Source organism: Myxococcus xanthus, assembly GCF_013116825.1.
In the GTDB taxonomy this organism is placed as follows: Bacteria; Myxococcota; Myxococcia; order Myxococcales; family Myxococcaceae; genus Myxococcus; species Myxococcus xanthus_B.
Window position 1 is genome coordinate 1 of sequence record NZ_JABFNS010000160.1, and the last position, 18,812, is coordinate 18,812.

Genomic DNA, 18,812 nt, shown 5'->3' on the forward strand with positions numbered 1-18,812 from the left:
AGCTCCGGCACCTCCTGCGTCACAAGCTCGCCCTCCCCTGGAAGCCCCAGGCGTGGAGGCGCTGCTCGCCACCGTCCAGGGCCGCCAGCGCCGGTACCTGTGGCTCCAGGGCGGCATGCTGGGCGTGGCCAGCGGGGCGCTGCTGCTGGTGGCCGGCGGCTTCCTGGCGCTGGTGGCGCCGCGCGCGGGCGCGTCCCTGCTGTGGACGGCGCTGCCGGTGGGCGTGGCCGTGACGTGCGGCTTCGGCCTGTGGCTGGCGCGCCGCCGCGTGGGAGACGACGTCCTCACCGCGCGCCTGGTGGGCGAAAAGCGGCCGGAGCTGTCGCTGGACGTGCTGGCCGCGGTGGAGCTGATGCGCGAGCCGGACGCGCCGGGCAGCGGCTCTCCGGCGCTCGCGAGCGCCTTCCTGCGGGAGATGGACGCGCGGGCGCGCACGGTGGATGTCCGCACCGTGGTGGACAGCCGCCCGGTGCGTCACGTGGCCCTGGGCGCGGGCGGCGCGCTGCTGGCCCTGCTGGTGCTGATGGTCGTGCTTGGTGACCGCTGGTCCGCCGGCGTGGCGCGCATCCGCGAAGTGGCGGCGAGCCCCAAGGCCCAGGCGCAGGTGGAGCCCATCACCGGCGACATCGAATTGACGTACCGCTACCCCGCGTACACGGGGCTGACCCCGCGCACGGTGCCCGGAACGAACGGTGAAATCAGCGCGCCGGCCGGGACGGAAATCCTGTTGAAGACGCGCTCGGACCGTCCGGTGGAGCGCGCGGAGCTGGTGGTCAACGGCCAAGCGCTGCCGCTGCAGGTGACGGGCAACCGCGACCTGGAGGGCAGCTTCGTCGCGAAGCAGTCCGGCCACTACCGCTTCGCCTTCTACGGCGCGCGGGACAAGGCGCTCGCGGTGGGGCCGGACATCGCCCTCACCGTGGAGGCGGACAAGGCGCCCGAGGTGTCGCTGCTCACGCCCACGGTGGAGCTGGAGATCGACCCGGGTGACCAGGTGGCGCTCAAGTACGAGGCGTCGGATGACTACGGGCTGTCCGGCATGGCGCTCGTGTTCCGCGCGCCCGGCGCCCAGCAGGAGACGCGCGTGCCGCTGCCGCGCGAGGACGGCCGGCGCCACCGCGGGACGTACTCGTGGAGCCTGGGCAACCTCAAGCTCGACCCGGGTGACCGGATTACCTACTACGTGGAGGCGCAGGACAACGACGCGGTGGAGGGCCCCAAGAAGGGCGTCAGCCGCACGCAGGTGCTGCGCGTGTACTCCGCGGCCGAGCACCGCCGCGCGGCGCTGGAGAAGGCGGAGCAGTTGTGGGGCCGGATGGTGGACCACCTCGCGGACCGGCTGGAAGGCCCGGAGCGCGCGAAGCAGAAGGACCCGCAGGCCATCACCGCCGGAGCCACGGTGGACACCAGCGGGGAGAGCCTCGTCGCCGACATGAGGACGCTGGCGCAGGAGCTGGCGCGTGAGCGCGACGTGCCCACCGAGCTGGTCTCCGCGCTGAGCAACATCTCCGAGTCCCTGGGCAGCTACATCCGCGGCACCGCGGAGCTGCGCCGGCTCTACCTGCGCACCCAGCGCGCCCGCGGCGAGGACTGGGGCACGGGCAACCGCCTCACCGCCGTGGTCAACGAGGAGATTACGGAGCTGGAGAAGGACATCCTCTACCTGGAGTCGCTGCTGGACCGGCAGAAGCTGGAGGCGCTCCAGGAGATGGCCAAGCAACTGTCCAACGAGCGGCGCGAGCTGGCGAACCTCATCGAGCAGTACAAGTCCAACCCGGACGAGGCCGCGCGCCAGGCGGTGATGGAGCAGATTCAGCAGCTCAAGTCCCGCATCCAGGAGCTGATGCAGCGCATGGCGGAGATGCGCAAGGGCATCCGCGACGAGCACCTCAACGCCGAGGCCCTGTCCGAGATGATGAAGGACCAGGACCTGCGCAGCGCGCTCGACGACGTGGAGAAGCTGATGCGCGAGGGCAAGGCGGACGAGGCCCTGGCGAAGCTCCAGGAGTTGGGCATGCAGATGGATGAGATGCTCGAGAACCTGGACCAGGCGAGCGACGAGTTCGGCGGCGAGCAGCACCCCGAGCTGGCGGAGAAGTTCGGCAAGTTCATGGAGGAGCTGCAGGGCACCGTGCAGGAGCAGCAGCGCGTCGCGGACCAGACGAAGCAGCTTCGCGACCAGGCCCGCTCGCAGAACCGCGAGCGGCTGTCGGAGAAGGGCGCGTCCATGAAGGACAGCCTGATGCGCAAGGTTCAGCAGGCGCAGGAGGACTACAAGGCGCTGGAGCCCAGCCAGCTCAACAGCCGCGCCGCGCGCCCGCTGGAGGAGGCCCAGGCGGAGCTCCAGAACGTGGAGAACGCGCTGAAGGTGAACGACTACGACCTGGCGGCGGAGGCGGCGGCGCGGGCGGAGGACGCGGCCCGGCAGCTGGCGATGATGGGCGAGCAGCAGCGCCACCTGGATGAGATGTTCGGCAACCCGGAAGAGGTGGTGAAGCAGTCCACGGAGCTGGCGCAGCGCCTCAACCGCGACGCGCGCAACGTGTCGGAGGTGAACCGGCAGCTCCAGTCGCTCTTCCCGCCTCCGGGCTCGCAGCTGTCGCAGCAGGAGAAGCAGCAGCTCCAGCAGCTGGGCGAACAGCAGTCGCAGTTGGAGGAGCGCGCGCAGGGCCTGCGTCAGCAGATGGACGAGATGCAGCAGATGGCGCCCATCTTCGGTGAGGAGGCCACGCAGCAGATGGAGGGCGCCGGCCAGCGCATGGGGGAGGCCGCCCGGCGGATGCAGGGCAAGGACCCGGGCCGCGGCTACGGCGAGCAGCAGGCGGCGCTGGAGGGCCTGCGCCAGTTCCAGCAGCAGATGCAGGAAGGCCAGCGCGGCGGCAAGGGCGGGCTCCCGCTGCCCATGGGCATGGGCCGCCGGCAACAGGGCAACGGGAGAGACCCGAAGCAGAAGGTGGAGCTGCCGGACGAGGATGCCTTCCAGGCGCCGAAGGAGTTCCGCAAGGACCTGCTGGACGCGATGAAGCAGGGGGCTCCGGAGAAGTACCGGGAGCAGGTGAAGCGCTACTACGAGGAGCTGGTGAAGTGAGCCGCCACGCGCTGAAGCATTCCTCCGGATTCGGGGCACTCGTCGCGGCGATGGCCGTGGGGCTCCTCTGCGTGCCTCAGGCGGCGTGGGCCCAGTCCAGCTCGCTCAAGGACGAGGTGAAGGAGCGGCTGGGCCGCGTGGAGACGGAGCTGGACGACTGGGACGTGCCCGGCGCCCGGCGCGAGCTGTCCGAGGTGGAGAAGCTCCTCCCCGCCGACGTGGAGCCGCTGAAGTACTTCCAGGGCCGGGTGGCCTTCGAGGAAGGCCGCTACGACGACGCGGTGGCGCTCCTGGAGGGCGCCAACATCGAGGACAAGCCGGGCAGCTACCTGCGGCTGGCCAAGGACACGCGCGCCATCGTCAAGGACCACGAGCGCGCGGAGAGCGAGCACTTCATCTTCCAGTACCCCAAGGGGAAGGAAGCGGTGCTGGTGCCCTATGCGCTGGAGACGCTGGAGGGCATCCACCGGGCGATGAAGGAGGACCTCGGCTGGACGCCGCCGGGCGGCAAGATTCGCGTGGAGGTGGTGAGCAACGCGCGCGAGCTGGCGCGGGTGAGCACGCTGACGGAGAAGCAGATTGGCACCACGGGCACCATCGCCATCTGCAAGTTCAACAAGCTGATGGTGACCAGCCCCAAGGCGGTGGCGCGCGGCTACGACTGGCAGGACACGCTCGCCCACGAGTACATCCACCTGGTCATCAGCCAGATGAGCCGCAACACGGTGCCCATCTGGTTGCATGAGGGCCTGGCCAAGTTCCTGGAGTCGCGCTGGCGCGGCAAGGCGGGCCTGGCGATGACGCCGTCCACGCAGGCGCTGCTGGGCAAGCGGGTGAAGGCGGACACGCTCATCCCGTTCGAGAAGATGCACCCGTCCATCGCGCTGCTGCCCACGGCGGAGGACGCGGCCACCGCGTTCGCGGAGGTGTTCTACGCCATCGACTACGTGCACAGCGTCAAGGGCACGGCGGGTCTGCGCGCCATCATCCAGGAGCTGAAGGCCGGGCAGAAGGACCGCAAGGCGGTGGAGACGGCCATGGGGATGCCCTTCGCCCTCTTCGAGAAGTCCTGGCTGGCGCACATCAAGAAGCAGCCCTTCCCCACCGAGCTCCTGCCGCGCGAGGACCGCGTGGTCCTGAAGGAGAACGCCAAGGGCAAGGTGAAGGACGAGAGCGAGAAGAAGGGGCGTGAAATCTCCTTCGGCGACTTCCAGGAGGTGACGGAGGTGCCGGCGCGCAAGTTCGCGCACCTGGGTGAGCTGCTGCGCGAGCGCAACCGCGTGAAGGCCGCGGCGGAGGAGTACGCCAAGGCGCACAAGCTGGTGGGCGACAAGTACGAGTCCGTGTCCAACAAGTACGCGCTGGCGCTGCTGGAGCTGCGGCGGCTGGATGAAGCGGAGGGCGTGCTGCGCGGCAGCCTGCGTGTGCACCCGGGCTCACCGTCGACCAACGTCCACCTGGGCCGCATCCTGCTGTACCGGAAGGACTACCCGAAGGCGAAGACGGCCTACCTGGAGGCGCTGGCGTCGGACCCGTTCGACCCGGAAATCCACCTGGCCCTGACGCGCATCCACGGCTCCATGGGTGAGACGGCGCTGGCGGACCGCGCGCGGCAGGCGAGCGCGCTGCTCACGGGGCTCAAGGTCGAAGAGGTGGACCGCGTGGCGCAGCAGTTCCTGAAGGACGAGGGTGGGCTGTCGGAGATGAACGTGCCGGGCGCGCCGGACGCGGAGGCACCGAAGGAAGCACAGCCCGAGAAGCCGGACGCGGGGAACTGAAACGAGCTTCGTTACGCCTCGACAGCCAACGGCGTGACGACGGCCTCGCGGCTTCGACGAACCTTCTCGTACCCTCCATCCCTGGCGCTTCACGGGAGCGGGCATGCGCCCCTTACGCAGGCCGCTCCGTGACTGAGGTCGCCGCCATGCCTAGCTTCCCGCACGGGAGGCTCCATGGAGGTCCATTCCCTCATCTCGCTCGCCGCCCAGCTCATGGAGTGGGCCGGCGTGGGCAGCATGGTGCTGGGGGCGGTGCTCGCCCTCGTGGTGCTCGCCACTCGGCAGCAGCTCCCCGCCGGTGAGGCCTACCGCCGCTTCCGGCTGAACCTGGGCCGCGCCATCCTCCTGGGCCTGGAGTTCCTCGTCGCCGCCGACATCATCCGCACCGTGAGCCAGCGCCCCACGCTGAACGGCGTAATCGTGCTGGGCCTCATCGTCCTCATCCGGACCTTCCTCAGCTTCACCCTCACCGTGGAGTTGGAGGGACGCTGGCCCTGGCAGCACCGCGAGGACATCGCCGGTCCTGTTCATCCCCCGCCAGCGTCGTCCACCCCGCAGCACCACGTGCCGCCCGCTCCCGACGCACCACGTCCGGTGAAGCACTGAACGCAGTGGGTCGGTCACGCGGGCAGCGCCACCGTCATCCGCCGCACCCTCTCCTCCCTCTGCGTGAAGTGGCGCACGGACGCGTCTTCTCGCGCCGTGCATCCCGCTCCGACGCCGCTCCAACGTGCGCGCCCGCCTTTCCTCACGCACAAGGAGCAGCACCCCATGAAGCATCCCCTCCCGGGGCTCGTCCTCGCCGCCTCGCTGTTCACCCAGGGCGCGTCATTCGCTCAGTCCGGCATGCCCGACAGCCCGCCCTCCCAACAGGACACGGTCTCCGTTCAAAAGGGCATGGCCACGTACCGCGGCTACACCGCCCCCACGGACGAGAAGGCGCTGCTCGACCGGTTGCATCTGGCGAACCAGCACGAAATCAAGTCAGGCAAGCTCGCCCAGCAACACTCCCAGAATCCGGACGTGAAGGCCTTCGGCACCATCATGATGAAGGCGCACACCGCGCTGGACCAGAAGCTCACGTCCTACGCGCGCAGCAAGGGCCTGAAACTGGCCGAATCCCCCAAGCCGATGAACGACGCGGAGGAAGCCTCCATGGCCAAGGACAAGGCCACGCTGGAGCAGCTCCAGGTCATCCGCGGCGCCCCCTTCGACTCCGCCTATCTGGCCTCACAGGTCACGGGGCATGACGCCGTCCTGGGCATGGTCCTCACCGCCCAGAAGGCCATGCCCAAGGCCACGCCCGAGCTCGCCGCAATGCTCGAGGACCTCAGCAAGCAGGTGCCCGCCCATCGGCACCAGGCCTGGAACATGCTGGGCAAGCTGGGAGGCGAAACGGGCGTGGGCGGCTCCGGCCCGGCGCACCCGCCCCCGTCCCCGCCGAAGCCCTGACCCGAAGCGCGGCGCACCTTCGCACGCCGTACACGCCTGAATCCCGAGGATGAAGACAGGCACGCGCACGAGGCATGATGGTCCGCATGATGCCTCGGACGCTGACCCTGACCTTCGTCGTCACCGTGAGCGCGCTGCTGACCGGCTGCTTCAGCGACACGGACACCATCTGCGAGAAACGGAAGGAGTGCTTCACGGACACGCTCAACGTCCAGTCGTGCGAGGACGACCTCAAAGCCTGGATGGAGCGACAGGACCAGGAGCGCCGCAGGGACCAGCTCGCCGCGTGCGGGGACTGTGTCGGCAGCAAGACGTGCTCGCAGATTCGCACCGCCTGCATCGGCGCCTGCTTCGGCGTTCCCTGAGCCCAGAACGACAGCGGGGCCCGCATCTCACGATGCGAGCCCCGAGTCCTACGAAATCACGCGGCGGCTACTTGCGCGTCCACTGGTCCAGCCAGCCCAGGACTTCGTCGTGCCACTGCACGCTGTTGGCCGGGCGCAGCACCCAGTGGTTCTCATCCGGGAAGTAGAGCAGCTTGGAGGGAATCCCCTTCCGCTGGAGCGCGGTGAAGGTGCCCAGGCCCTGCGTCTCCACCACGCGGAAGTCCTGTCCACCGTGGATGACCATCATCGGCGTCTTCCACTTCGCGACGTGCTCAATCGGGTTGTGCTTGCTGTAGCCCTCCGGGTTCTCCCACGGCGTGCCCTTGTGCTCCCACTCCGGGAACCACAGCTCCTCGGTGTCGAAGTAGCCCATGCGCTCGTCGAGGATGCCGTCGTGGTTCACCAGGCACTTGAAGCCGTCCGGCCAGTTACCGGCAATCCAGTTGATCATGTACCCGCCGTAGCTCGCCCCCAGCGCGCACATCTTGTCCTGATTGATGAAGCTGTAGCGCTTGAGCGCCGCGGCCAGGCCCTTCTGCAGGTCCTCGAACGGCTTGCCACCCCAGTCGTCGGAAATGGAGTCGGTGAAGGCCTGCCCGTAGCCGGTGGAGCCGTGGAAGTCGACCATCACGGCCACGTAGCCACGCCCCGCGTACACCTGCGGGTTCCACCTGTAATGGAAGTGATTGCCGAACGAGCCCTGCGGCCCACCGTGAATGATGAACGCCAGCGGGTACTTCTTCTTCGGGTCGAAGTTCACCGGCTTCACGACGTACGCGTGAACCGTCTCGTTGTTCCAGCCCGGGAACGAGAACTGCTCGAAGTCACCGAAGCGGATGCGCGCCAGCGCATCCTGATTCACCTGGGTGAGCTGGCGCGACTCCGAGCCATCCACGTTCATCACGTGCAGGTCCGCGGGCGAATCCAGGTCGTCGTACACGTAGACGATGCGGCCCCCAGCGGCCGGCTGCGGCGCGTCCGCGGCGCCTTCCTTCGTGAGCTGGGTGGGCTTCCCCGTGGCCACGTCCAGCGCGAAGATGGGCTGCTGGCCCACGTGCCCGGCGCTCGCGAAGAGCGTCTTGCCGTCCGCGCTCCACGCGAGGCTGCCCACGGAGCGGTCCCAGTCCTGGGTGAGCACGCGCTCCTGACCGCCGGGCCAGGTGCGGAGGATGACGCGGTAGCGGTCCGCCTCGAAGCCGGGGCGCGACATGGCCAGGTAGGCCAGCGTCTTGCCGTCCGGGCTGAACACCGGGCTGGTGTCGGTGGCGCGGTTCTTCTCCGTCAGCTTGCGCGGCTTCGCCTTGCCATCAATCGGCGCGACGAAGAGGTCCAAATCCGTGGACCAGGCCTCGGAGCGGCCCACGTCCCGCGCGGCGAAGACGATGCTCTTGTTGTCCGGCGTGAAGGTGAACTCCTCCGCGCCACCAAAGGGCTTGGAGGGGCTGTCCGCGTCCATGCCCTTCATCACGTCCACGGGCGCGCCGCCGGCCACGGGGACGACGAAGACGTGCGAGCGACGCCCGTCCTTCCACGTGTCCCAGTGACGCGCGAAGAGCTTGTCGTAGGTGCGGCCGGTGGCCTTGCGCTTGGAGCGCTCCTCCTCGCGCTGCGGGGTGCACTCCAGCGTGGGGCAATCCGGAAACACTTCCAGCGCCACGGCCAGCCGCGTGCCGTCCGGCGACACGCGGAAGGCGCCCACGTCCAGGGGCAGCTTCGTCACCTGCACGGCCTCGCCGCCGTCCACGGGCAGGCGCCACACCTGCGAGGAGCCGCCGCGCGAGGACAGGAAGAAGAGGCTCTTGCCGTCCGGCGCCCAGGTGGGCTCGGAGTCCGCGTCCGGATGCGAGGTGAGCTGGCGCGGCGCGGCGTTTCCGTCGACGCCGACGAGCCACAGGTCCGTGCGTCCCCGGTTGGCCTCCATGTCCGTGGTGCGCAGGACGTAGGCGACCTGCTTGCCGTCCGGCGAGACGCGCGGGCTGCTCAGCCGGCGCAGCGAAATCATGTCGTGGTGGGTGAACGGCTGGGGCCGGGCCGGCGCCGGAGTGGCGCTCAGGGCCAGGGCCGCGAGAAGCGACAGCGGCAAGGGAGTCTCCTGGTTCAGTCGCCCCGCCGCCACCCCACCCGAGGGGTGCGTCACGGGCACGGTTGTCGGGGGTGGACGCTGCCTGCTACGGCCCGCGCTGTCCACCTCCGCGTACCCGGGGTACCACCCACGCGCATCCCCGGCGCACTCCGCCATGACGCGGCGCCTCGACGCGGTTAGACACGGGCCCATGAGCGAGCCCATCACCGTCCGCGTCTGGTCCGATTACGTCTGCCCCTGGTGTTACGTGGGCTACGCCGAGGTCCAGAAGCTGAAGAAGGAGTACGACGTCCAGGTGGACTGGCGTCCCTTCTACCTGCGCCCGGAGACGCCCCCCGAGGGACTCCCCCTGCCGGATTACGTGCGCGAGAAGATGAAGGACCCGAACAACCCGCTGAAGCTCCGCGCCCAGGCAGCCGGGCTCAACCTGGTGATGCGGGAACTCACCCCGTCCACCCGCCGGGCCCACGAGGCCACCGAGTACGCCCGGGAGCAGGGCCGGCTGGAGCCGTTCCACGCCGCCCTCCTGCGCCGCTACTGGAGCGAGGGCCAGGACCTCTGGCAGTGGGACACGCTCCGCGGCGCCGCCCAGGAGGCGGGCCTGGACCCGGACGCAGTGCAGCGCGTCGTCGAGGAGGGCCGCTACACGAAGACCGTGGAGGACTCCATCCAGGAGGCGCGGTCCATCGGCGTCACCGCGGTGCCCACCTTCGTGCTCGGGGAGCGCTTCGGCCTCCAGGGCGCGCAGGAGTACCCGGTGTTCCAGGAGGCCATGCGCCGGCTCGGCGTGACGCCCCGCGCGCAGCCCTGAGCGTCAGAGCCCCTTGAGCAACACGAGCATCCGGCCGAGCGTCTCGTCGCCCCCACTCCCCGCCAGCCCCTGGGCCAGGGCGTGGAGCTGGGGCGCCTGCTCGACGTGCTTGGCGATGAGCTGGAAACACTCCACCGCGGCGGCGTCGAGCCGGGCCCGTGACTCGGCCGTGTCCGCCGCGACTTCCGCGCAGAGCGCCACCACCGAGGGGTGACCGAAGAGCGTCCAGCAGAGGACGGCCTCGCGCAGCGCCATGCGGAACACGTAGTCCAGCACGCGCGGCGCGTCCGTGAACGGGTGGCGCAGCCAGTGATTCACGGCGTGGTGGCGCAGGTACTGCTCCACCCGCTGCGCCAACCCGGGTGACAGCCGCTCGCGGCGCTCCGAGTAGCGGCGCCATGCGTCGTCGGGCAGCAGGTCCACGCCGCCGTAGGACTCCAGCACCAGCTCCACCAGCGTGTGGAACCGCTCGCTCCGGACCGAGCCCAGGCGAGACTTCAGCACCGCGGCGCAGATGCCCACCCACGGGCCTCCCGGCAGCGACAGCGCCGCGAAGTCACCGCGCAGTGCCGTCAGCGTCTCGGGCAGGGTGAAGGTCCGCAGCACTTCCGTCAGCAGGGCCTCCGCGCCTTCGCGCGCGTCGCCGTGGAACAGCTCCGTGCCCTGGCAGTAGAAGCCGTCCAATCTGAGGCCCAGTTGCCCCAGCGCGAAGAGCCTCGCGGCGAACGGCAGCTCGCGGCGCTGGAGCACCGACAACGCGGTGGAACGCACGGCCGCCGCGTGCTGCGTCCACGCGTCCTCGGAGTCGCCGCCGCCCAGAGAGCGCGCAATCTCCGGACGAAGCGCGAGGTCCTCGGACACGGGCACGGTGTCCACGGCGTCCTCCGCCAGCAGACACAGGCGGGCCACCTCTGGACACGCGAGCGAACCGGTCACCTCCAGCCCGTGCGCCCAGCGCGTGGCGACGCGTGGAAACGTGGCGCATGCATCCGGCAGCGCGGCCTCGCCATGGGCGCGGTGCAGCGAGCACGTCTTCCGCGCATCCAGGAACACGCAGTGCCCGTCCTCGCGCTTCGCGATGACGGCCTCGTCGCCGGGGCTGGCGTCGGGCTCCGGCCGGATGAAGGTCTCCACCCGCTCCGCGTCCGGCGTGCCCGCCACCGCTTGCTTCAGGCGCTGCAAGCGCGGCTCGCTGACGAGGACGACGAGCCCCGCGCAGCAGGTGTCCTCGCAGGCATCCGCGAGACACCTGAAGCGCGTCATGTACCGGGGCGCGGTGGCCGTCATGGCGACACGCTACTTCCTGCCCAGCGCCTTCTTCACGAAGCCCCAGAAGCCGCCCGCGCGCTCCTTGAGGTCGGCGCCGCGGCGCTCCTCGGCGGCCTTCACGGACTCCTTGCTGACCTGGAGCTGCTTCTGGAGCTCCTCCGGCGAGTAGCGCGTGGCCAGCGTGGCCTTCACTTCCTTGCGCGTGGAGTACTCACGCGCCTCCACGTGCAGCACGCATTCGGAGTCCAGCTTGAGCGTCACCGCCACGCGGACCGAGCCCTTCGGCCCCTTGGGCAGTCCTTCGATGCGCACGGTGCCCAGGTACTCGTTGGCGGAGATGTGGCTGTCCTCGCCCTGGAAGATGGACAGCTCCAGGAAGGCCTCGTTGTCCTTCGTCGTGTTGATGGCGAAGGAGCGCTGCGCTGGCAGCGGGCTGTTGCGCTCGATGACGCGCTTGAAGGCGCCACCGGGCATGGCCACGCCCACCGTCATCGGCAGCACGTCGATGAGCACCACGCTGCTCACCTTGTCCACGGAGCCCGAGTAGAGCGCCGCGCCCAGGGCCACGGCTTCGTCCGCGTTGACGCTGGCCTGCGCGCCCTTGCCGAAGAGCGACTTGAGCTTGTCGCGCACCAGCGGCATGCGGCTCATGCCGCCCACGAGGATGATGTCGTCCACCTCGGCGGCCTTCAGCTTCGCGTCCAGGAGCACGTCGCGCACCACGTCGATGGTGCGGCTGAGGAGCGGCTCGCAGATCTTCTCCAGCTCCTGCCGGCTGAGGACCACGCGCAAGTCACGCGCCCTGCCCGCGTCGTCCATCATCAGCATGGGGATGTGGACCTCGAAGGTGCTGCGCTCGGACAGCCCCATCTTCGCGCGCTCGGCCGCGTCACTCACGCGCGACAAGGCGATGCCGTCCCCCGTGAAGGCGATGCCCTCCTTCTCCTGGAAGCGCGCCAGCAGGTAGTCGACGATGAGGTTGTCGAAGTCGATCCCCCCCAGGAAGACGTCGCCGCCGGTGCCGAGCACCTCGAAGACGTTCTTCTCGATTTTCAGAATCGTGGCGTCGAAGGTACCGCCGCCCAGGTCGTAGACGAGGACCTTCTTGTTGAGGTCGCGGTTGAGGCCGTAGGCGAGCGCCGCGGACGTGGGCTCGTTGAGGATGCGCTCCACCTTGAGGCCCGCGAGGATGCCGGACTTGCGCACGGCCTCACGCTGCGGCTCGGAGTAGTACGCGGGCACCGTCACCACCGCGCGCTCCACCTTCTGGTTGAGGTGGGCCTCCGCCATCTCCTTGCACTCGCGGAGGATGAGGGCCTGCACCTCTTCCAGCGACAGGGCCGTGTCCGCCAGACGCACGGCGGCGCGGCCAGCGGAGTCGGGGACGATGTCGTAGTGGAAGCGCTCGCGGACCTGGTTCACCACGGCGCTGTCATAGGGACGGCCAACGAGCCGCTTCGCGCCGTAGATGGTGTGCTGGGGGCGCAGCACCAGCTGGTTCTTCGCGCGGTGGCTGACCAGCAGCTTGTTCTGCGCGTTGAGCGAGATGACGGAAGGAATCGTGTTGTAGCCCTCGCGCGAGCGCAGCACGAGCGGCCTGCCGTTGGAGAGCAACGCCACGCACGAGTTCGTGGTGCCCAGGTCGATGCCGATGACGGGCCCCGTGCCGCTGAGCGGCACCGGTGGAGGCAGGAACACCGTCTTCGGCAGGCCGTGTTCATCCAGGCCGGGCGCCTGCGCGGCGGCCTTCGCCACGGCGGGCGCGAGCACCGAGGGCGTCGCCGCTGGCGCCGGTCCCCGAGGCGCCTCACGGCGCACCTGGGGAAGCCCTTGAGGAGGAGGCGGCGGAGCCGGGGGCGGCGGAGGCAGCGGACGGGCCGCCACGGGCGGCTGCACCGGCGCGGGCGGAGGAACCAGCGCCGCGCGCGGCGGCGGTGGAGGCGCGACGGGAGGTGCTTCCTCCACGTCCTCGGACAGGTCGAGGTCGAAGTCGATGCCGCCGCCCCCGGAACTCGCCGGAGCTGGCGCGCGCGGCGGAGGAGGAGGCGGAGGCGCCGCCCTGCCCGTGTCTTCGGACAGGTCGAAGTCGAAGTCGATGCCACCACCAGGGCTGGCCGGAGCGGGGGCGCGCGGCGGCGGAGGCGGCGCCTGCCCCGCGTCATCGGACAGGGCGAAGTCGAACTCGAAGACGCCTCCGGCCGAGACAGGCGCGGGAGGAGGCGCCGCTGGGGCGCGCGGCGGCGATGGAGGCGCGACGGGCGGAGGGGGGCTCACGTCCTCGGCCAGATCGAAGTCGAAGTCGATGCCACCGGAGGGAACCGGCGGGGCCTTGGGGGCCACCGGGGCGCGTGGAGGAGGCGGCGGTGCGGTCTCGGCCTCGCTCAGGTCCAGGTCGAACTCGAAGGTGCCGCCACTGGAAACAGGCGCTGGCGGTGGCGCCACGCGCACGGGTGGAACCGCGGGCGCACGCGGCGGCTCCGCGACGGAGTCACCCAGGTCCAGTTCGAACTCCAGCGGCCCACCACCCGCCGGTGCGGACGACGACGGCTCGACCTCCAGGGAGATGCCGACCTCGATGGGCGGCTCGTCGAGCGGCGCGCCCATGGCCACGGGCACCTCACCCGACGGGCTCTCGATTTCGAACTCGAAGCCCGGCAGGGGCTCATCGATGTCCAGCGCGGCCACGGGCGGAGGCGGCGTGCTCGCGATGAGCTCGTCGAGCGGAATGTCCACGTCATTCGCGGCCACCGGAGGCGGCAGCGAATAGGAGACGGGCACGCGGCTCGGGGGCGGTGTCCTCGGCTCCTCCACCACCGACGGAACCAGGCCGAACGGCTCGTCCAGGGTCGGCGCGGAGGCCCCCCGCTCCGGCTCCAGGTCATCGAACAGGGAGTCGAGCGCGATGCCACCCACATCCGCGGGCGTGTCGGCGGGGCGCGCCTGCACAGGAGGCGCGGGACGGGCCTGGACCGGAGGCGCGGGACGGGCCTGCGCCATGGGCGCGACGGCGGGCGCGATGGACGGCGCAATCGCGGGCGCGACGGACGGTGCAATCGCGGGCGCCACGGATGGCGCGATGGCGGGCAGGGGCTGAACGGCGGGCGCGCTGGAATCCGCGACGGTCTTCCGCATCAACATCATTTCGACGAGCGCGCGGCTCGCCGTATCCAGATCCTCGAACTGCAGCCCCATGCCCGGAGGCCCCGCGGGATCACCAACTTCGCGGACCCAGCGGACCAGCGCCGAGCCACGCAGCACCCGCACGCCTCCCGCAATCTGCACCTCGAACTTGACGGGGGTCCCCACCGCCTGCGGGGTACGCGAGCGGATGAACATCCCACCCGGGCTCAGGTTGGTGGCGAACTCCTCCGCGAAGCGCCCCACGCTCTCATGCTTCAGCTTCACCAGCAGGCCAACTGCCTTCCTGTCCGTGGTGCGCCTGCCTTGATCCATGGCGAAGACAATCGCGGTACGCGACCCGCCGCTCAAGCAGGTTTTGGCCCCTCGGTCCCCTGCCCGGCGAATGGCGCCAGCAGGTGGGCAGACCACCTACCTGTACCTTCCTATATCCTCCGCGGCGTCCCTCGGAGGCCGCATGAGCGCCATCCCTCTCGCAGTCCCAGGCCCCGCACGCGCGGGCTGGCTCGTCGACCGGCGGCACGACCTGATTTCCACGGGGGGCGGCCTCGGAGTGAGCCTGGCGCTGGTCGGACTCCATGTCTGGGGCGGCGTCAGCAGCCTGCTGTTGTGGTGGGCATGGGTGCTGGCACTGGATGGGCCGCACCTGTTCGCCACGGTATCGCGGACCTATCTGGATGCGCGGGAATGGCAGACACGGCGGCGCTTGCTGCTGGGCAGCCTGGCGTGGTTCGCGGCGGGCCCGGCGTCGTTCGGACTGTCGGCGCTGCTGGGCACGAAGCTGCCCTTCGCCCTCTTCATGACGGCGGCGGCGCTCTGGGCCTACTGGCACGTGGTGCGGCAGCACTACGGCATCATGGTGCTGTACCAGCGCAAGAGCGGCGAGTCGCTGCCGCTGGACCGGCGGCTCGACAGCGTGACGCTGTACACGGGGCTGCTGGCGCCCTTCGTCGCGTTCGCGGTGTCACATCCGGACGCGCGCAAGCAGTTGGGCCTGGTGGGTCCGCCCACCTGGGAGCCGGTGGTGGCCGGAGCCTGCTTCGCGACCGTGCTGGCGCTGGTGGTGCTCTACGCGGGCCGGCAGGTGCAGCGACACCGGGCGGGGCTGAAGGTGAATGGTCCCAAGCTGCTGATGATGGGCGCGGCGATGGGACTGTCGGCCGTGGTGTTCTGGCCTCCGTTCGCGGCGCGCATGGACTTCATCATGTTCGCCGTGGCGGTGACGGCGTTCCACAACGTGCAGTACCACGGCGTGGTCTGGTTCTATCACCGCAACCGCTACCACGCGGCGGGCGTGGACCCGGCGCCGTTCGGCTGGGCGCCGAAGGTGAGCCAGCGCTTCGTCATCTACGCGGTGTGCGGCGTCGTCTTCACGCTGCTGTACCGGGGCCTGGGCTGCGGCTTCGGCGCGCACCCGGGCTGCGGCGGCTTCGACTTGAAGGTGCCGCTGGGCGCGGGGCTGACGCTGCGCAATCTGATGGAATGTTTCATCTGGGGCTTCGCGCTGCACCATTACTACCTGGATCAAAAAATCTGGCGCGTGAGCCGGGACACCGGGCTGAACCGGGACTTGAAGCTCGGGACGTCGCCGGCCGCCTGACCGCTGGCCCGCCGGGCGCCCAGGAGGTGACATCTGCGTGCTGGAACCCAGGCACGGCCCGAATCCGGTGATAGCGTGCGCCGCGAATGAAGCGGATTCTCTGGGTCCTGGGTGCAGCCTTCGCGCTGCTGGTGGCGTCCGGCGCGGGCGCCTTCTTCTGGATTGAGCAGCAGGCACGCACGGCCGCGGCGCCACCTGGCGCGGACGTGGTGGAGTTCACCGTGCCCAAGGGAACGTCCGGGCGCGGCCTGGGTACGCTGCTCGAATCGCAAGGCCTCATCCGCGACGCGCGGGTGTGGCGCTGGCACCTGTACCGGCGCGGCAGCTTCGCCCCCAAGGCGGGCCGCCATGAGGTCAGCGCGTCGATGACGCTGGCCGAGCTGGCCACGGAGCTGGAAGGCAACCCCATTCCCGAGGACGTCCCGTTCGTCGTCGTCGAGGGCTGGCGCCTGCGCGACACGGACGCCGCGCTCGTGGCCGCGGGCTTCATCAAGCCGGGCGCGTACATCGCCGCGGCCAGCAAGCCCAAGAACTTCACCGCGCCCTTCCCTCTGCCCACCACGGGCACGCTGGAGGGCTACCTCTACCCGGAGACCTACGGCGTGATTCCGGGCAAGTTCGACGTGGAGGCGCTCATCCAGCGTCAGCTGGACGCCTTCGCGCAGCGCTTCTACGCGCCCAACCGCGATGCCATCACGAAGAGCGGACGCACGCTGCATGAGGTGGTGGTGATGGCCTCCATGCTGGAGCGCGAGGAGCCGCTGCCCGACCAGCGCCCCCTGGTCGCCGGCATCCTGTGGAAGCGCGTGGACAAGGGATTCCCGCTCGGCGTGGACGCCACGTCACGCTACGAGCTGGCGCAGTGGAATGACCGCGTCGCCTTCCTCAAGCGCCTGCGGGATCCGCAGGACCCGTACAACACGCGGCACAAGAAGGGCCTGCCGCCCGGCCCCATCGGCGCGCCCACCGTGGCCTCGCTCCAGGCCGCGATGTCCCCCAAGCCGAGCGAGTACTGGTACTACCTGCACGACGCGCAGCGCATCCTCCGCCCGTCGCGCAACGCGGAGGAGCACGAGGCGCTCCGCCGCAAGTACAACGTGTACTGAGGCAAGAACTCAGCGCCCCTGGAACACGGGGGCGCGCCGCGCGGCTGCCGCGGCCAGTCCCTCGCCCAGGTCCTGGCTGCCGTAGCTCTCCGCCTGAAAGCGCGCCTCCTCCTCCAGCGCGCGCTGAAGCTCCGCCCTGTCGAGCCCCAGCCGCTGCTTGAGCGCACGCACGGCGAGCGGCGCGTTCGCGGCAACCCGTCCCGCGAGCGCCCTGGCGCGAGTGAGCACCTGCCCCGCTGGCGCCGCCTCCAGCGCCAGGCCCAGCTTCACCGCTTCCTTGCCATCAAAGCGGCGGCCGGTGAGCAGCAGCTCCGCGGCGGCCTGCGCCCCCGCCCGGCGCGGCGCCAGGTACGTGGCGCCCATGCCCGGATGCAGGCCCAACTGGACGAAGTTGAGCGCCAGCTTCGAGTCCTCGGCCACGAGGCACACGTCACACGCCAGCGCCACGCACAGCCCCGCGCCAATGGCGGGCCCGTCCACCGCCGCGATGACGGGCACCGGCAGGTCCAGCACGCTGAGGTAACGCGCGTAGAAGCCGAGCATGAACGCGCGCGCATCCTCGAAGGACACCTGGCGCAGCCGCTCCAGCATCTTCAGGTCCCCACCGGCGGAGAACGCGCCTCCCGCCCCGGTGAGCACCACCGCCCGGACATCGTCACGCCCCTTCAGCTCGGCGACACGCGCGCACAGCGCGTCTCCCAGCTCGGGCGTCATCACGTTGCGTCGGGCGGTGTCGTTGAGGGTGAGCGTGGCGACGGCACCCTCCACCTCGAGAAGGACCTCTGCGGCAGGAGCGGACATGGCCGCGCACTGTAGCGGCCCCGGCCGCTACGGCACCACGAGCCTGAGGAAGGCGTCCTGATTCCAGGTGTCGCCGGCTCCGTCACGCTGCCAGCCGGTGACGGCGAGCCCGCGGCCCGGCACCGTGGCCACACCCGCGGTGGTCAGCGAGCACACCCCGCTGGCGCAGGGCTGCGCCTCCAGCGTCTGCTCCCCCAGCCACGCCCCCGAAGCCGCGTAGCGCGTCAGCACGCTGCCACACGTCACCGCGACGTCGCCCGCATCCTCCACCGCGACGGACGCGCCCAGCTCGGTCACCGGCCCGCACAGGGGCTGGCGCACCCAACCCGCGCTGCCATCCGCGCCCGCCGTCAGCACGAAGGCCCCGGAGGAACCGAGCGACGCATCCCCCCACACCAGCAGACCGATGAAGTCGCCCGCCGCCACGAGCGTGCCATCCGCCGCCACCGTCACCGAGGTGATGCGGCCCTTCACGCCCGGCAGCTCCTTGCCCCACAGCAAGCGCCCGGACGCATCGAACGCCAGCACCACGAAGCCGCGCACACCGGGCGCGCCGAACGTCTGGCCGTCCACCTCCAGCGCGTCCACGAGCTGTCCGGCCAGAATCGCCTGGCCCGAAGGCGCCAGCGCCGCCGCGTGCAGCGCGGTGTCCATGTTGGCGCCGTGGAAGCGCCGCGACCACAGCACGGAGCCATCCGCGGCGTAGCGCGTGAGCACGGGGTCCTCGATGAACTCCCCCTCCCACTCCTCGCCCGCGGCCAGCACGCCGCCCTGCGCGTCCGCGGCGATGGCGTAGATCTTCTGGCCCACGCGGTGCTGCCAGACAGGGGAACCCGCCGCGTCGAACTTCACCAGGAAGCCGTCCTGCGCCTCACCCAGCCCGAAGTCCGCCGAGTAGAGGAACGCATTGCCCGACAGGAACGTCGCCGCCTCGCTCGCCGCCACGCGCGTGTCCGAGAAGCGGTTGCGCACCCACTCACGCGACCAGCGCGGCGCCCCATCCGCCGCGTAGCGCGCAAGCGTCAGCGCCAGCTTCTCACCCTCCACGGGCTCGCGTTCTTCGTCCTGGCGCGGCGTGCTGTACACCACCACCGCCACATCTCCAGAGGGAGCCGTGGCCACGCCCGTCCCGACGTCGTCCTGGGGCCCCCCCACCACCTGGTTCCACGGCGAGGCCGCCGCCGGCACCGGACGCTGCGGGAGCCCGCCATTGGAGTCCCGCGGCGCCGTGGGTGCCACGGCCACCCCCGGCGTGACTTCGTCGCCGTCACGCGGCGCTTCCGCCAGAGCCCCCCCGTCC

The 18,812-nt window shown here is 70.4% G+C and carries 13 protein-coding genes; 8 read left to right on the forward strand and 5 right to left on the reverse strand.

Annotated elements, in window-relative coordinates:
- The 5 genes from HNV26_RS32520 to HNV26_RS32540 all read left to right on the forward strand — a co-directional run.
- Window positions 1–3,088, forward strand: a 3,088-nt coding sequence (locus HNV26_RS32520) for a DUF4175 family protein (protein WP_253817272.1), incomplete at its 5' end; no start/stop codon positions are given.
- The gene (locus HNV26_RS32525; protein ID WP_171444817.1) at window positions 3,085–4,866 is read left to right on the forward strand and encodes a peptidase MA family metallohydrolase; all 1,782 of its coding nucleotides are present in this window, start codon (window positions 3,085–3,087) and stop codon (window positions 4,864–4,866) included. The genes HNV26_RS32520 and HNV26_RS32525, both read left to right, overlap by 4 nt.
- Before the next feature lie 174 nt (window positions 4,867–5,040).
- The gene (locus HNV26_RS32530; protein WP_171444816.1) at window positions 5,041–5,472 is read left to right on the forward strand and encodes a DUF1622 domain-containing protein; all 432 of its coding nucleotides are present in this window, start codon (window positions 5,041–5,043) and stop codon (window positions 5,470–5,472) included.
- 165 nt (window positions 5,473–5,637) lie between these two features.
- Entirely contained in the window at window positions 5,638–6,318 is a 681-nt protein-coding gene (locus HNV26_RS32535) for a DUF4142 domain-containing protein (protein ID WP_216612934.1), read from the forward strand.
- Between the two features lie 74 nt (window positions 6,319–6,392).
- A complete protein-coding gene (locus HNV26_RS32540) occupies window positions 6,393–6,683 on the forward strand; it encodes a hypothetical protein (RefSeq protein WP_171444815.1) in 291 nt (96 codons plus the stop codon).
- A gap of 67 nt (window positions 6,684–6,750) precedes the next feature.
- Here the strand turns inward: HNV26_RS32540 and HNV26_RS32545 are convergent, their stop codons facing one another.
- Complete coding sequence (locus HNV26_RS32545) at window positions 6,751–8,787, reverse strand: S9 family peptidase (protein WP_171444814.1); 2,037 nt, start codon at window positions 8,785–8,787, stop codon at window positions 6,751–6,753.
- Window positions 8,788–8,977: 190 nt separating this feature from the next.
- Here HNV26_RS32545 and HNV26_RS32550 point away from each other — a divergent pair, with 190 nt between their 5' ends.
- Complete coding sequence (locus HNV26_RS32550) at window positions 8,978–9,598, forward strand: DsbA family oxidoreductase (RefSeq protein WP_253817273.1); 621 nt, start codon at window positions 8,978–8,980, stop codon at window positions 9,596–9,598.
- A gap of 3 nt (window positions 9,599–9,601) precedes the next feature.
- On the opposite strand, the gene fliB is transcribed toward HNV26_RS32550, so the two are convergent.
- Both fliB and HNV26_RS32560 read right to left on the reverse strand, forming a co-directional pair.
- Window positions 9,602–10,885, reverse strand: a complete 1,284-nt coding sequence (fliB, locus tag HNV26_RS32555) for a flagellin lysine-N-methylase (protein ID WP_171444812.1) — start codon at window positions 10,883–10,885, stop codon at window positions 9,602–9,604.
- Between the two features lie 9 nt (window positions 10,886–10,894).
- The gene (locus HNV26_RS32560) at window positions 10,895–14,416 is read right to left on the reverse strand and encodes a TIGR02266 family protein (RefSeq protein WP_171444811.1); all 3,522 of its coding nucleotides are present in this window, start codon (window positions 14,414–14,416) and stop codon (window positions 10,895–10,897) included.
- Between the two features lie 46 nt (window positions 14,417–14,462).
- Here HNV26_RS32560 and HNV26_RS32565 point away from each other — a divergent pair, with 46 nt between their 5' ends.
- Window positions 14,463–15,605: a hypothetical protein gene (locus HNV26_RS32565; protein WP_171444810.1), complete on the forward strand. Its 1,143-nt coding sequence runs from the start codon at window positions 14,463–14,465 to the stop codon at window positions 15,603–15,605.
- Window positions 15,606–15,691: 86 nt separating this feature from the next.
- On the forward strand, window positions 15,692–16,711 hold the full coding sequence (gene mltG, locus HNV26_RS32570) for an endolytic transglycosylase MltG (RefSeq protein WP_171444809.1): 1,020 nt from the start codon (window positions 15,692–15,694) through the stop codon (window positions 16,709–16,711).
- 9 nt (window positions 16,712–16,720) lie between these two features.
- Here the strand turns inward: mltG and HNV26_RS32575 are convergent, their stop codons facing one another.
- Together HNV26_RS32575 and HNV26_RS32580 are read right to left on the reverse strand one after the other, a co-directional pair.
- On the reverse strand, window positions 16,721–17,512 hold the full coding sequence (locus HNV26_RS32575) for an enoyl-CoA hydratase/isomerase family protein (protein ID WP_171444808.1): 792 nt from the start codon (window positions 17,510–17,512) through the stop codon (window positions 16,721–16,723).
- A 27-nt stretch (window positions 17,513–17,539) separates the two neighbouring features.
- A partial coding sequence (locus HNV26_RS32580; protein ID WP_253817274.1) for a hypothetical protein occupies window positions 17,540–18,812 on the reverse strand: 1,273 nt, incomplete at its 5' end.

Bases quoted from the DNA above. Each gene is read 5' to 3' on its own strand.
- fliB (WP_171444812.1), bottom strand. From the start codon at position 10,885: ATGACGGCCACCGCGCCCCGGTACATGACGCGCTTCAGGTGTCTCGCG.
- HNV26_RS32550 (WP_253817273.1), top strand. From the start codon at position 8,978: ATGAGCGAGCCCATCACCGTCCGCGTCTGGTCCGATTACGTCTGCCCC.
- mltG (WP_171444809.1), top strand. From the start codon at position 15,692: ATGAAGCGGATTCTCTGGGTCCTGGGTGCAGCCTTCGCGCTGCTGGTG.
- HNV26_RS32540 (WP_171444815.1), top strand. From the start codon at position 6,393: ATGATGGTCCGCATGATGCCTCGGACGCTGACCCTGACCTTCGTCGTC.
- HNV26_RS32575 (WP_171444808.1), bottom strand. From the start codon at position 17,512: ATGTCCGCTCCTGCCGCAGAGGTCCTTCTCGAGGTGGAGGGTGCCGTC.
- HNV26_RS32565 (WP_171444810.1), top strand. From the start codon at position 14,463: ATGAGCGCCATCCCTCTCGCAGTCCCAGGCCCCGCACGCGCGGGCTGG.
- HNV26_RS32530 (WP_171444816.1), top strand. From the start codon at position 5,041: ATGGAGGTCCATTCCCTCATCTCGCTCGCCGCCCAGCTCATGGAGTGG.
- HNV26_RS32535 (WP_216612934.1), top strand. From the start codon at position 5,638: ATGAAGCATCCCCTCCCGGGGCTCGTCCTCGCCGCCTCGCTGTTCACC.